At 47.4% G+C, this 14,499-nt stretch carries 11 protein-coding genes; 4 read left to right on the top strand and 7 right to left on the bottom strand.

The features are described from left to right. Positions 1–493: 493 nt before the first annotated feature. The 7 genes from JOC95_RS08090 to JOC95_RS08060 all read right to left on the bottom strand — a co-directional run bounded on the left by JOC95_RS08090 (position 494) and on the right by JOC95_RS08060 (position 10,438). Positions 494–1,423, bottom strand: coding sequence for a nuclease-related domain-containing protein (locus tag JOC95_RS08090; RefSeq protein WP_204415055.1), 930 nt, complete (start codon positions 1,421–1,423; stop codon positions 494–496). A gap of 23 nt (positions 1,424–1,446) precedes the next feature. Continuing rightward, positions 1,447–2,214 (bottom strand): hypothetical protein, encoded by a 768-nt coding sequence (locus JOC95_RS08085; protein ID WP_204415054.1) that lies wholly within the window; start codon positions 2,212–2,214, stop codon positions 1,447–1,449. A 299-nt stretch (positions 2,215–2,513) separates the two neighbouring features. Beyond that, positions 2,514–4,223 carry a transglutaminase-like domain-containing protein gene (locus tag JOC95_RS08080; protein WP_204415052.1) on the bottom strand — a complete coding sequence of 570 codons (1,710 nt, stop codon included), beginning with the start codon at positions 4,221–4,223 and terminating at the stop codon, positions 2,514–2,516. A gap of 175 nt (positions 4,224–4,398) precedes the next feature. After that, a complete protein-coding gene (locus JOC95_RS08075; protein ID WP_204415051.1) occupies positions 4,399–5,736 on the bottom strand; it encodes a (Fe-S)-binding protein in 1,338 nt (445 codons plus the stop codon). After that, positions 5,733–7,145 carry a glycolate oxidase subunit GlcD gene (gene glcD / locus JOC95_RS08070; RefSeq protein WP_204415050.1) on the bottom strand — a complete coding sequence of 471 codons (1,413 nt, stop codon included), beginning with the start codon at positions 7,143–7,145 and terminating at the stop codon, positions 5,733–5,735. The genes JOC95_RS08075 and glcD overlap by 4 nt, the downstream gene beginning before the upstream one ends. Positions 7,146–7,247: 102 nt before the next feature. Beyond that, positions 7,248–8,348: a CdaR family transcriptional regulator gene (locus tag JOC95_RS08065; protein ID WP_204415049.1), complete on the bottom strand. Its 1,101-nt coding sequence runs from the start codon at positions 8,346–8,348 to the stop codon at positions 7,248–7,250. 260 nt (positions 8,349–8,608) lie between these two features. Next, a complete protein-coding gene (locus JOC95_RS08060) occupies positions 8,609–10,438 on the bottom strand; it encodes an L-lactate permease (RefSeq protein WP_204415048.1) in 1,830 nt (609 codons plus the stop codon). A gap of 243 nt (positions 10,439–10,681) precedes the next feature. Between JOC95_RS08060 and JOC95_RS08055 the strand changes: the two genes are divergently transcribed. The 4 genes from JOC95_RS08055 (at position 10,682) to JOC95_RS08040 (ending at position 14,444) form a co-directional block, all read left to right on the top strand. Continuing rightward, on the top strand, positions 10,682–11,401 hold the full coding sequence (locus tag JOC95_RS08055; protein WP_204415047.1) for a FadR/GntR family transcriptional regulator: 720 nt from the start codon (positions 10,682–10,684) through the stop codon (positions 11,399–11,401). 172 nt (positions 11,402–11,573) lie between these two features. Beyond that, entirely contained in the window at positions 11,574–12,290 is a 717-nt protein-coding gene (locus JOC95_RS08050; protein ID WP_204415046.1) for a (Fe-S)-binding protein, read from the top strand. Between the two features lie 20 nt (positions 12,291–12,310). After that, on the top strand, positions 12,311–13,756 hold the full coding sequence (locus JOC95_RS08045; RefSeq protein ID WP_204415044.1) for a LutB/LldF family L-lactate oxidation iron-sulfur protein: 1,446 nt from the start codon (positions 12,311–12,313) through the stop codon (positions 13,754–13,756). Next, the gene (locus JOC95_RS08040) at positions 13,737–14,444 is read left to right on the top strand and encodes a LutC/YkgG family protein (RefSeq protein ID WP_204415042.1); all 708 of its coding nucleotides are present in this window, start codon (positions 13,737–13,739) and stop codon (positions 14,442–14,444) included. The genes JOC95_RS08045 and JOC95_RS08040 overlap by 20 nt, the downstream gene beginning before the upstream one ends. Positions 14,445–14,499: the final 55 nt, after the last annotated feature.

Below are 14,499 nucleotides of genomic sequence, written 5' to 3'. Positions count from 1 at the left end.
ATGGACCTCCTTGTGATAGTGTAGTTTTCCCTGTGGGGTAGGTTGTTAAACTTTTTGGGGGAGTGTGGGAGGGGCAGGGGTGGGATGATAGCCTTACCCACAACTAATGGAGTGAGTGAGGGAATCAAAAAGGTGGAATGATACCCTCACTCACTTGAAAAGAAGGAAGGTAGGGAATCAAAAGGGTGGAATGATACCCTCATACACCTAAAAAGAAGGAGGCGAGGGAATCAAAAAGCGGTAATGATACCCTCACACACCCAAAAAGAAGGAGGCGAGGGAATCAAAAGGGTGGAATGATACCCTCACCCACCCAAAAAGAAGGAGGAGAGGGAATCAAAGGGTCGTAATGATACCCTCACTCACCCAAAAAGGAGGAGTAGAGGTAATCAAAAAATCGTAATGATACCCTCACTCCCCAGAGAAAAGGGAGTAAATGTCTTCAATCACAACAGCAGTATGTCCCTCTCTTAAACTCTCATCCCGTGATGGGTTAATTTGAATCAATATAGTAGGAAACTTTCCCTTGGTTTACCCGCTTAAAATTCTTGGCAAGTATCTTCCAAATTGTTTTTTTACTTTTAAACACCCCACACCACTCAAACACCAAATTTGTAGTGATCTTCACCCCAGGAAAAAGCATTCGAATCTCCGCGACACTCCGCAATACCGCAGTTTCATAAGGCTCCACCATACCACATCCATTACAAATCAAATGTGGCATTTTAAATGAACCAGCACCATAAAACCCCTGACAACCCGGACAAACAATCCCTTTCTCCAACCCATCATACCGATACTTCGGAACGCGGGCATACGGATTATCCTCCATATGCAAAGAGAGCAGCTGTTTGGCCAGTTTCCTATTTGAAGCCTTCAGAACCGCAGATCTGCTTTTCAATTTTTCCCTAAACCGACTCAGCTGTGATGGGTAAATGATAGGTTGATCGGCTGGTGCCTTATATAGATGGAAATTCGGGTTTATAAAGACTAGGTGGGCTTCTATGGGGAAGGGGGACCCGAGTTCTTGAAGCAGTTGTCGCAATAAGGATTCGGTTCTTTTTAATTGTAGTAAGGGATTTTTAATTTCTTTTCGCATGATTCCGATTGAATACCATTTCTCGTCATCGATGATAAAATCGCCTTCAAAGTTTTTTACTTCGAAAAGGTGGAGGCTGTTAGAGAATTGAAACAAGGAGTCTATTTGAAAGATTGTATTTTTATATTCCAAGAGTAGGTCGTTGAGGATCAGATTGTTTTCATTTGAGACTTCCTTCATGTATTCATCAAACATGATTTCTCCGCGATAGCCTTTATCAAGATTGTGGAAATGGACGGAATCGGTGGCATTCAAGAGCGAACGGGCATTCAATGTTTTTAAGATGGTTAATTCGAGTGGTTCACTTCGCTGCTTTATCAGCATGAGACATCCCCCTTCCAAAGGCATTAAACGAGTGTGCTAGTGTAAAGGTCTGTCTCAGAGGAAAGCAGGTACGATTTAGACTCATTCGGGTATACAGATGAAGTGAAAATCCAATCCCAAGTGTCCTGGCTGTAGTGTTTCCCTATGGTGCCCGATAGGAGGAGGTTTGGTTGAATGAGCTTTACGGGAAGACCTTTGAAGTAATAGTATTTTTCCGTTTCACAGCACTTGGCAACCGTATATTTCCCCATAACACCGGTGACTTCAAACAAGCCATCTTCGGTAACGGGATAGCTGTTCAGACGGTTTTCTGATTCAAAAAAAGAGCGTTTGTAGTCCCAGTCCTTATCATGAAAATCCCCCCAGTGGCTTTCATAAAGGGAATTAATCACTTCTTCACATAGCTTCAGTTCCGATTCATAGGCATGGATGCGTGACTGGATCTTTTTAAGAAAAGAACCTTTATGTTGTTTTTTCAGCCAGCCAGCAAACTTTTTCAGCTCATTACATAAAATCTCTACCTCATTTTTTTGTGGCGTTAAGCGGATGTAATGGATGAAATAGGTAGAGATCAATTCATCCCAGAAGCTGAATGTACAATCCTTCCAGGAATTTAATTTTCCTTGATCGTTCTTTTGGTATAGAAAAAGAGAGAAAGGCTGAAGGAATTTATAGGTGTCGTCACTTACTGATGAGGAATTCTTGACATATGAAACAAGATCCTTCCCATAAAAGAGGAGGTGCCCGCGCATCGGCATTTTAAATTTTGAGGCGATTTCCACGTTTTCCATGAAATCCTGTCGCTCTTTTTCATTGGAAAAGGGGGCAGTGAAGACTCGGACATGAGAAGAGTTTTGACAACAGGATATAAATGTTTTTCCGCTGCCACAGGGACAAATAAGTGTGTTTAGCATGAAATGATCAACCAACTTTCTCTTGAATTTTTTAGAGGTGAAGTAATTCAAGATTATAAGGAAGAGGTAGGTTTTTGTCACATGGACAAAATGATGTTTTAGTAGGAAAAAAACAGAAAATACCCCCAAAAACACACATTATATGGCGTTTTTGAGGGCAATCCCCTATTCAAAAATCAATATTTGACTCCTGTCCGGCTATGCGTTTTCTTAAACTCCGCAGGCTTAGGATCGAAGTATTCTTCTTTGAAAGCAGCGACGAACTTGTCGTCGTTATCAACATACCCTGCTCCCCATGTAGGATCCATGGTGATCCACTGGCCGTCGAGGTTGGCTTCGACCCAGGCATGCCGGCCAGGCCATGGACTTCCTGCCATCCCCTCGACGTATCTTGCTTCGATGCCGGAAGCACGAAGGAGGGCGATGGTGAGGTAGGCATAATCCTGACATACGCCTGTCTTCTTATCAAGGGTTTTCAGGGCACTGTCATCCCATTCAAAAAGATCATTATTGAATTTGTCCACATCATAAGTGACATTCTTGGCGACATAATCATAAATCGCCTTTCCTTGATCGCGCTGTGTGGTTTTTCCCTCAGTCAATTCCTGGGCAAGACTTATGATTTCTGGTGCATCGGATTGCACACCGCGGGAAGGGAGGAGGTCGCGCTTATCTTCCCCTGTGGATGTCACTTCGAACTTGGCAAATCCCCAGTAGCGGAACGTGTCGCTGTTCTCCTCCTTGATTTCCGGGACACTTAGTGTAACTTCATAGGTTCCGGGACCAAATCTCAGGTGGAAGGAACCATCAAATTGAAAGTCCTCGACTGGGATGACATCGAGCGCTTCATCGCCATCCTTTTTGCTTGAGATAAAGATATGGGAGGTTTCTGGTCCAAATTCGGCTTTCGGATCGATGCTACCTTTCACGGTGTAGATTCCATCCGTCTCATCTCCGCCAAATTGCGGCGTATCCAGGGTAACGCCCCGATCACGATATATATCGGAAAAGTCGATGGGACTCATCATGCGGTCGGACTCGTTATCGATGTAAAGGGTGGTGGCAGTCTGATAGTAATTCTCCCGCTCTGCATCAGGCACCATGACTTCTAGTTTATGGATCCCCTTTCCATATAGGAGCGGAATATCATAAGAGAATGCACCGTCTTCCACAGGAATCACATGGGTCCAGGATTCCGTGTCCTTGTTCAGGCGGATCATTATAGTCTCACTATTGTTTGCAAGATTACCAGCCTTGCCCTCTAAAAGGAACACTTCCTTTCCTTTTAAAAAGCCTTCCTGACTATCAAGCTCTAATTCTGCATCATAAGCAAAGGGCGTATAGGCCACCGGATATTCCGCATCAGGGTTCACATTATGCACCGTAAAAGTCGCGATGTCATAATAGTAGTTTTCCTGATCGGTGCTTGGAAGCTGGACGGTAACCCGGTATTCCCCCTCGCCGTTAAAGAAGGGAAGGGACTGCTTGAACTTTCCGTCCTTGATGGGGGTGTAGTATTCCATTTTGTTGCCTGTCGGGCCGTCTTCATCCGATTGGACCTTGATCCAGACGAAGTCCGATTTCAATTCAGAGTGCTTCTTTATGTTCCCTTCGATGTCGACTTTTCCGTTCGCATAAAACTCCTTATACACTGGGGCTTTCATGGTAGCGCCGACTTCCTCGCTGTAGGTGGTCAGCTGCAAGGGCTCAAGCTCGAGTTCTTTGTTCTTTTCTTTTACAAGCTTTTCGTATATATTTTCTTCCTTCTGTTCTGCCTGTGTTTCCTTTTTTGGGGTGCTGGCGTTCGTGTCACTGCATGCCGAAAGGATCAGCGTACTGCTGATGACAAGAAACAACGTGTGAAAATATCTTTTTTCTCGCTTCATTTTGTCCTCCTGTGTTTAAATTGCTTCAACTGTTATGTACGAATGTAGACGGAAATCGTTTCTGATGCCATTTTACTATTTTTATAGAATGGGAAGTATAAAAATGGCGAAATAAAACTTGGGACATTATTCCAAAAAGAAAAGCCTGGGCTATGCCCAAGCTCTTGAAAAAGACCTAAAGTTTATCAGTTTCCTCTACCGCCTCCAACAAAAAGTCTGCAATATGCACGGCCCTCATCAAACCTGAAAGTCCCTCACGCTCAATCCCGAGTTTCATCTGCAGGAGACAGCCGGGATTCGCTGTCACTATCGTTGTTGCCTGGCTTTCCTCGACTTTTTCCATCTTGTGGTCAAGGATCTTCATCGACATTTCCGATTCGACGATGTTGTAGATACCGGCGGATCCGCAGCAACGGTCGGCATCTTTCATCTCGATGAACGCCGCACCGTCGACAGCCTGAAGGAGCATCCGTGGTTGCAGGAACGTTCCCTGTACATTCTTCAAATGGCAGGAATCCTGATATGTCACCTTTTGAGGGCGAACGTGTAATTTCATTTTCTTATGAAACTCCAATTCTACCAAAATCGCGGACATATCCTTGATTTTTTCTTTAAAAGCCACCGCGCGGGGGTACCATTCCGCGTCATCCTTCAATAGATGGTCATAGTCGACTAGAAAAGCCCCACACCCACCCGCGTTGGTGATGATATAGTCGACCCCGATTTCTTCAAAGGCGGCAATATTGCGCTTTGCCAATTCCTTCGCGCCGTCCTTTTCACCGCTATGGCCATGAAGTGCGCCGCAGCAGGCCTGGCTTTTCGGAATCACGATTTCACAGCCGGCATGCTGCAGGAGTTTCATCGTTGCATTGTTGGTGTCGAGGAACATCGTATCCATCAGACAGCCGGAAAAGAAGGCGACCTTTTTCTTCTGCTCCGCAATCGAAGGCAGATAGGAGGGGCGGTCCTTCATTTTCTTCAGGCTCGGAACCTGTGGAAGCACTCTCTCCATCGTTGCCATACTCTCTGGTAAAAGCTTCATCATCCCGGAATTCTGCACTACCTTTTGAACCCCTGAACGCTGATAGATGCCAAGCATCCCAGTCATCATGCGCATCCGGTCCTGGTGGGGGAAGAGGCCGTTGAAAACGGTCTTTCGCAGCACCCTGACAGGTAGGGAATGCTTTTTGTGCTGGTTGATGATATCGCGTGCTTCTTCGAGGAGGTGCCCGTACTTCACACCGGAAGGACAGACAGGCTCACAGGCGCGGCAGCCAAGGCAAAGGTCCAGTGTGCGTTCGACATCCTCATCAGGCTCGATCAGCCCATCGACGACACCCTTCATTAACGCAATCCTTCCGCGAGGGGAGTGGGACTCCTTGAATCCTGATTCCACATAGGTGGGACAGGATGGGAGGCAAAATCCACAGCGCATGCAATTTAAAAGTTCGTCTTCATCCATTCGTTTTTGGAATTCAGATTGAATAACTTGCTTTTCTTTTGCGGTCGTCATCGGGAGATCACCACCCGTTTGCGGGATTCTTTTGCAAATACCTTGCCTGGATTCATGATGTTATTCGGATCAAATGCCTGCTTGACAAGCTTCATCGCCGCAATTCCTTCCGCCCCGAGCTTCCACTCCAAGTAGGGGGCCTTCATCACGCCGACGCCATGTTCGCCGGTAATCGTTCCGCCAAGGTCGATGGCAGCTGCAAAGATTTCTTCAAATGCTGCTTCGACGCGTTCCATTTCCTCGTGATCCCGTGCATCGGTCGGCACAGTAGGATGGAGGTTTCCGTCTCCGGCATGGCCGAACGTACAGATCTTGACGTTGTGGCGCACGGCGATTTCATTGATCGCCTTGACCATTTTCGCGATTTCGGAGCGTGGCACCGTGGCATCCTCTAAAATCGTCGTCGGCTTTAGGCGTGCAAGGGCGGAGAGGGCGGAGCGGCGGGCAGTCCGCAATGCTTCCGCTTCGATTTCCGTCTCTGCCACCTGAACGGAAACGGCCTGCTCCTGAAGACAGATGCCCTGGATCTTTTTCATGTCACGTTCCACGACTTCCAATGGTCCATCCTGCTCGATCAGGAGCACCGCTTTTACATCGGTAGGCAAGCCGATCTTAGCGAAATCCTCGACCACTTCCAAGGTTGGCTGATCCAGGAACTCGAGCGTCGCCGGAATGATCTGATTTGAAATGATCTTCGAAACGGTCTTCGCCGCCGCCTCGATATCCTGATACAACGCAAGCATCGTCTTTTTTGTCTCCGGCATCGGCACAAGCTTCAAGGTTGCCTCCGTTATGACACATAAAGTACCTTCTGAACCTACAAAAAGGCGGGTCAGGTCATAGCCTGCCACATCCTTTGCCAGCTTCCCGCCGGTCCGGATGATATCACCGTTCGGAAGGACCGCCTCCAGTGCAAGCACATAATCCCGTGTGACGCCATACTTCAGGCCGCGAAGCCCACCGGAGTTTTCGTTGATGTTTCCACCGATCGTCGAGATTTTCATCGAGCTCGGGTCAGGAGGATAGAAAAGGCCTTTAGCCTCCACGGCATGAATCATATCCAGCGTCACCACACCAGGCTGCACCGTCACGGTCAGGTTCTCTTCATCTATTTCCAGAATCTGATTCATGTGTGTAAAAAGTAGGACAATCCCGCCCTCTGTCGGACAGGTCCCTGCGCACAGGTTTGTTCCGGAGCCGCGCGGTACTAAAGGAATGCGATTTTCATTGCATAGCTTCACAATCATTGAGACTTCCTCCGCATTGCGGGGTACGATCACCGCATCCGGCATCGATTGGAAGTTCGGGGTGGCGTCGTAGGAGTATACGAGTTTCTCCGCTGCGCTATCACGGTAATTGTCCGCGCCGACTATTTGAATGAACTGATCTTTTAAGCTTTTTGAAATCATTGGAACGAGCCTCCTCATGGGTCAATTCTTTCTTCCATCATATAAAATAAAGAACCCTTTCTCTATGTGTATTTATCTAAAGAGAAAGGGTTTATATCCGTTTTATTTTGTATGTTCATCCAAAAAAAGAAGGGATAGATAGAGTGAAGTCACATCGCGGACTTCCTTCAGGTTTAAATTGGTGAGTGTTTCGAACTTTTTCAGCCTGTAGTGCAGCGTGTTGATATGAATATGCAGTTCGGCTGCAGTTTCTTTCAGGGAAGAATGCTTTTCCAGGTAGACATGTATCGTATCCATCAGTTCTTTTTCTCCTAGCACCTGACTGAGGATGCGTCCAGAGAATTCCTCCTTGATTGGCTTTGGGATGGATTGCAGGATCATTTCCAGCCGCAGGTTCTCTTCCAGGACGATGGGGAGGTCGCAATTGCAAACTCCCAAGGCTCTTTCTGCTTCCAGGTAAGACTCCTTTACAGATGACATGGTGCTGTCTTTCCCTGCACCAATAAATACTGAAGTGACAGCCAGCCTCTCCAATATTTTTCTCAATCTTTCCAAGAAAGGCAGGATGTTTTTCTCCCGTTTTTCCAATAAGAGAATCATCCGGTTATGTCCCCACTGCACCAGAATATCGTCTTCATTAAGGCCGATATTCTGTTCCGAGAAATTCCATCTCTTCGGCTGCAGGAGGGTGCTGTCGCCTTGAAATTCGATTAACACAACCTGACGGCTTACCTCCATATTGACCCCGAGGACCTCTGCCCGCTTTTGGAGGGCGGAAGATGGCCCGTCTTTTAGCAGCCAATCAAATACAAAGGTTTCAAGCGATCTTGCTTCCCATTCGAACTGGTCCTGGTAGTAGTTTTCCTGGATGAGAAGCTCGGTCATCTTCTTGATCAGTTCTCCGTAGGGCAATACTTTCTCCGGCGTTCCAGTGATGCCGATCACTCCAACTACCCTTTGCTGATGGAAAAGGGGTAGAGTGATCCCGGCCTTCACGCCTTCGAGCACCTTCTCGTCCGCTTGGGTGATTATTTTCATTTCCTTTTCGGAAGCAGCGATAAAAGCACCCTCATGATAGTTGCCGATTCTCGCAGGATCGGTGCTTGCAATAATGGTGCCTGATGTATCGACCATGATCAGGTCTTCTTTTATAAAACTCTTTACTTCTCGTATGATTTTTTTTGCAAGTGAAGTGCGCAGCATGTGGATCCTCCTGGTATAAGAATGCTGTTTTCGCATACATTGTTACTTATGACGTATTCAACGTAAACACGTTAAATTACTTTCATTCGTGCTCTTTTCCCATGTGACTGATTATTCCATTTTGAATATTACTTGGATAAATGCTATAAAAAATCCAAGTGCCGATTTTTTCGGACTTAAGCATCAAACTTTACGGAAAAGAGCTTAAAAGAAAGAAAACAACCTTGGAAAAGCTTCATCCAAAGTCGTTTTCTTCTTCATTAAGCTCCTATGTTACGTTCGACAGATAGAGAGCCTTTTCCTTTATAGCTTACCATATAATAGATGAAACTCATGAGAACAACCCCATAGATGATGAACCAGACATTCAGCCCACCATTGATGATTGCCATGCCTAGGGTTCCGCCGGCAAGAAGATAATAGCTTAGCGGGAACAGGACTCTGCGGATCAGTGCGCCTTCTTTTCCGACAAGCCCAACGGTAGCGGATGCGGCAACGACATTATGGACACAGATCATATTCCCGGCTGCACCACCGATTGCCTGAAGTGCCACTACCATCCCGGCCTGATGGACGTCCAGACCGACACTTTCTGCCGTTCCGAACTGGAAGAGGGAGAACATCATATTGCTGAAGGTGTTGCTTCCAGCCACAAATGCGCCAAGAGCCCCGATGACTGGTGCGATGACCGGCCAGAAGTCGCCCACCATATTGGATATTCCAGCTGCGAGGACAAGCGGCATGTTTTTTCCGACAAGTTCTTCAGCGGCGGCTGCCACTTTATCTGCACTCAGTGAAGTCAACAGGAAAATCTTGATCATCGGGACGGCAAAGATGAGTGCTGCACCTGCAGCGACGACTGTTTTAAATGAATCTTTCCAGGCTTTTTGATAGTTTGCCTTTTTCATAGAGTGAAGGAAAAAGGTCAGAACCGATATCGTGACAAAAATGAATCCTGGCAGGAAGAGAGGGCTCGTGGCAGAATCGATGCCGGAGCCAAAGACATTTTTGAGCTTGATGGTCACTGCAGGGTCTTTCAATAGAGTGCCCAACCAATCTACCGTTCTTGTTAACACCAAAAGTCCCGCAACAAGCACATATGGAAGCCAGGCCATCCAGATGCTGATGCTTTTCTTATCCTTTTGAACTTCCAAGGTCTGATGGTTGAGGGCTCCAAGCCATTCAGGCTCCCAACGATTTTTTGCCTCAAATTCAAAATGCTCTCCTTCTTTAGGAATCAAGAATCCAGCTTTTGCTGCCGGTACGACAATCAATAGTCCAATCAACGAACCGATCAGGGAAGGGAATTCCGGCCCTAAAAGAAGCGCAATCAAGTAATACGGAATCGTGAAAGCTGCCCCTGCAAAAAGAGCGAATTTCCAGACCTTCAAACCTTCACGGAAAGAGCGTTCTTTTCCAAAATAACGTGTCAGCATCGCGACCATGAATAATGGGATAAGCATTCCGATAATCATATGGAAGAATCCGACATTAGCAGCGATTTGCAGTAGATACTGATCAAAGGTCATTCCTGTTCCTTGCAAAGCGTTAGTTACAGCGGCCTGATCGCGAAGCCCTGTGTTTACGCCAACCTGTATCGGTGTCCCGATTGCCCCAAAGGAAACAGGGGTACTTTGGATAATCAGGGCAACCATGACAGCTGCAAGTGCAGGGAATCCGATGGCAACTAGCAGGGGTGCGGCAATTGCTGCCGGTGTTCCAAAACCGGCTGCACCTTCTATAAATGCCCCGAACAGCCAAGCGATGATGATGGCTTGAATGCGGCGGTCTGGCGAGATGCTGATGAAGCCCTGCCTGATGGTGTTGATTGCACCGCTTTCTTTTACCGTGTTAAGCAAAAGTACGGCCCCAAATACAATGAATAAAATATCCAGTGCAGTAAAAATACCATTTACAGCAGCTCCGGCCACCACATTCACCTTTGTGCCCCATAGGAAAATGGCGGAAAGAATAGTGACGATAAGTGCGACCGGCATGGCCCTGCTGGCTGGCCAGTTCAGGATCACGAGAAACAGCATGATGGTGATCACCGGTAAAATAGCGATAAGTGAAAGGATTCCTAAGCCCATTCGTGTACCTCCAGATAAAGTGACTTTTTTAAAAGCGTTTTCATTTTTTGTTAGTAAAGGATAAGTCTGTTAATCATTTGGTCATCTGATGATTATACGTATATGTTAGTGTAAGCGCAAACAATATTCAATCTATTTTTTCTATTCTTACGAATTTTCTATATCCGATCCGTAGAGATTCTTTTATTTTTCCGGGCATCATTGATACAATAGTACTAATGGAAGTAAGACATGAGGTGCAGGATGATATACAAAAAGATAAAACCGAAAAAGATATACGAAGAAGTGGCCGACAGCCTGCTTCAAATGATTAAACAAGGAGAATTTCACCCTGGAGACAGATTAAGCTCGGTTGAGCAGCTTTCAGAAAGCTTCCAGGTAAGCCGTTCTGCGGTCCGCGAAGCCCTATCCGCCTTGCGTGCAATGGGGATTCTGGATATACGCCAGGGTGAAGGGACATTTATAAAAGAGTTCCATGCCGATATGCTTTCCCTTCCCGTTTCCACAGCAGTCCTGATGAGGAAGGACGACTTGGCGCATCTTCTCGAGATCAGAAGGATCCTGGAAGTGGGGGCGGTGGCTGCTGCAGCACAACGGCGCAATGAATCCAATCTTGCTGACATGAAAAAATCCCTGCAGGAAATGAAAGATGCTTTCGGGAACGAGGAGCTCGGAGAACAGGCGGACTTCGCGTTTCACCTGGCAATCGCAGAAGCTTCGCAAAATCCTTTGCTGGTCAGCCTGATGAATAGCGTATCAGGCATCATGGTGGAAACGATGAGGGAAACAAGGCGATTATGGCTATACGGGAAGCAAGTCACATCCGAGAGATTGTACCATGATCACGAACAAATCTATGAAGCGATTGAACAGCAGGATGAGGTCCTGGCGCAAAAAAGAATCCTGGAGCATCTCGGAGCGGTCGAGCAGGTATTGAGCAAGTTTATCCGTCCAACTGAATAACAGAAAATCAGAAAGCAGCCTCCCCAGGAACGAAGACGACTCTAGGGGAGTTTTTTTTCTGGATTTAATACTTCTTAATCATCAGATGACCGGTTGACTAATTTAATGGATTGTAAGATGATAAGATTACTATAAAAGTAAACGCTTTCTGCAAAAGAGGGGAGTTTTCGGAATGAAAGTAAGTTTGTTCGCGACATGCCTTGTGGATATGTTCCAGACGAATGTAGGAAAGGCGACCGTTGAAGTGCTGGAGAGATTCGGCTGTGAGGTGGATTTTCCAGATGGGCAGATCTGTTGTGGACAGCCTGCCTACAATAGTGGATATGTGAATGAGTCCAAGGAAGCAATGAAAAGGATGATCCGCACATTCGAGAGGTCGGATTATGTGGTCACCCCATCAGGATCCTGTGCTGTGATGTTCAAGGAATATCCCCATGTTTTCAAGGATGATCCGGTCTGGAAGGAGAAGGCGGAGAAGCTCGCTGCCAAAACGTACGAATTCACGCAATTCATTGTAAGGGTGTTGAAGGTGGAGGATGTCGGTGCAAAGCTTTCGGGCCGCGCCACCTATCACACGAGCTGCCATATGACGAGATTGCTCGGCGTAAAAGATGAGCCGATGAAGCTGCTCGCAAATGTCGATGGATTGGAATTCACGCCACTTCCGAATGCCCATAATTGCTGTGGATTTGGCGGGACATTTTCTGTGAAGATGGGCAATATCTCCCAGCAGATGGTGGATGAAAAGGTTCACCATATCGAAGAAGTGCAGGCGGACTATCTCATCGGAGCGGATTGCGGCTGCCTCATGAATATCGGCGGACGTTCAAAGCGCCTGGAAAAGCCGGTAAAAGTGATGCATATTGCGGAAGTGTTGAATAGTCGTTAAGAAAGGAGGCGCAGAAGACAATGGCATTGAAAATCGGGAATGAATCTTTTAAAGACAGATCGAAAAAAGGCATAGAAGACCAGTTCATGCGCGGTGCTGTAGCAAGCGCACAGGAGCGGCTCCGGACGAGAAAGATAGAGTCGACCGTCGAGCTTGGCGACTGGGAGGAGTGGCGTTCGCATGGCGAGGAGATCCGTCAGCATGTACTTGATAACTTAGATTATTACTTGCATGAGCTAAGTGAAAACGTGGCAAAACGCGGTGGACATGTGTTTTTTGCGAAAACAGCCGAAGAGGCAAACACGTATATCCAGGACGTGGCGAAGCGAAAAAATGCCCGTAAAGTCGTGAAATCCAAGTCGATGGTGACAGAAGAGATCTCGATGAACGAAGCATTGGAAGCCATCGGGTGTGAAGTGATTGAAACGGACCTTGGGGAATACATCCTGCAAGTGGATGACCATGATCCGCCATCCCATATTGTGGCCCCTGCCTTGCACAAAAACAAGCAGCAGATCAGGGACGTTTTCAGGGTTAAGCTTGCCTATCAGAAAACAGAAAAACCGGAGGAGCTCGCCCTGCATGCCCGTGAAATGCTGCGAAAGGAATTTCTCACTGCAGACATCGGGATCACCGGCTGTAACTTTGCCGTTGCGGAATCCGGTTCTATCAGTCTTGTAACGAATGAAGGAAACGCAAGATTAGTGACAGCCCTGCCCAAAACGCAGATTACCGTGATGGGAATGGAGAGACTCGTTCCGACCTATGAGGAGCTCGAGGTGTTGGTCAGTCTTCTGACACGCAGTGCGGTTGGGCAGAAGCTTACGAGCTATGTGACTACTTTGACGGGACCTCGCGAAGAAGGAGATGTCGATGGGCCGGAGGAATTCCACCTCGTCATCATTGATAACGGCAGATCGAAAATTCTCGGTACGGAATTCCAATCCGTGCTGCAGTGCATCCGTTGTGCGGCCTGTATCAACGTCTGTCCGGTATACAGGCATATCGGTGGACATTCCTATGGCAGCATCTATCCCGGTCCGATCGGGGCGGTCTTGACTCCATTGCTTGACGGGTATGACGACCACAAGGAGCTTCCCTATGCTTCGACACTATGCGCAGCCTGTACGGAAGCATGTCCGGTAAAAATACCGTTGCATGAACTCTTGCACAAGCATCGTCAGAAAATAGTAGAAAAAGAAGGGCGCGCCCCCATTTCAGAAAAGCTAGCCATGAAAGCGTTCGGCCTTGGTGCTGCTTCGCCTCTCATGTATAAGGTTGGCTCCAAGCTGGCACCGTCCGCCCTCAACCCTTTTACAGTAGATGATTCGATTTCCAAGGGGCCTGGCCCCCTAAAAAGCTGGACGGCTATCAGGGAATTCCCGGCACCTGACAAAAAACGATTCCGTGACTGGTTCGATGAGCGTGACAAAGGAGGGAAATCCAATGAACGGAACGATTCATAACAGAGACGCCTTTTTATCGACCATCTCAACAAGCCTCGGCAGGCCGGTTCGAAAGGAGGGCGTGGTGCGTCCATCCTGGAAGCATCAGCCACAGTGGAAGGTGTTGAAGGACGCCACGCAGGATGAGCTCGTGGAGGTGCTGAAGAAGCAGTGTGCGCATATTCATACTGACATCGTGAAGACCGGGGTTGCGGGCTTGCCAGATACACTGAAAAAAGTGATCGACGGCTATGGTGGCGGTCAAGTCATCACTTGGGATGATCCGCGGTTTGAGGAGTTTGGCTTGAAGGGAGAAATGGCATCAGATGGGGTCGATGTTCATGTATGGGACCCGACAATCGGCAAGGGGAATATTGCAGTGGCAGAACGCTCCAATGTCGGCATCACCTTCAGCGACCAGACGCTCGCCGAATCAGGAACAGTGGTATTGTTCAGCGGAGCAGGAAAGGGCAGATCGGTGAGTTTATTGCCTGCCACCTACATTGCGATTATCCCGAAAAGCTCGATTGTCCCCCGGTTTACACAGGCGGCGCACGACATTCATAACCGTGTTGCGGACGGGGAGAAAATCCCAAGCTGCATCAACTTCATCAGTGGCCCGAGCAACTCGGCTGATATCGAGATGAATCTGGTGGTCGGGGTGCATGGCCCGATCAAGGCTACTTATATTGTGGTGGAAGATAAATAGAAACTGTTAGGGAAATATAAAGACCTGCTCGCAAAAGCAGGTCTTATCGTGTTAT

This window comes from Sutcliffiella tianshenii, from assembly GCF_016908565.1.
Lineage (GTDB): Bacteria > Bacillota > Bacilli > Bacillales > Bacillaceae_I > Sutcliffiella_A > Sutcliffiella_A tianshenii.
This window is presented reverse-complemented; position numbering and strand designations above follow the sequence as displayed.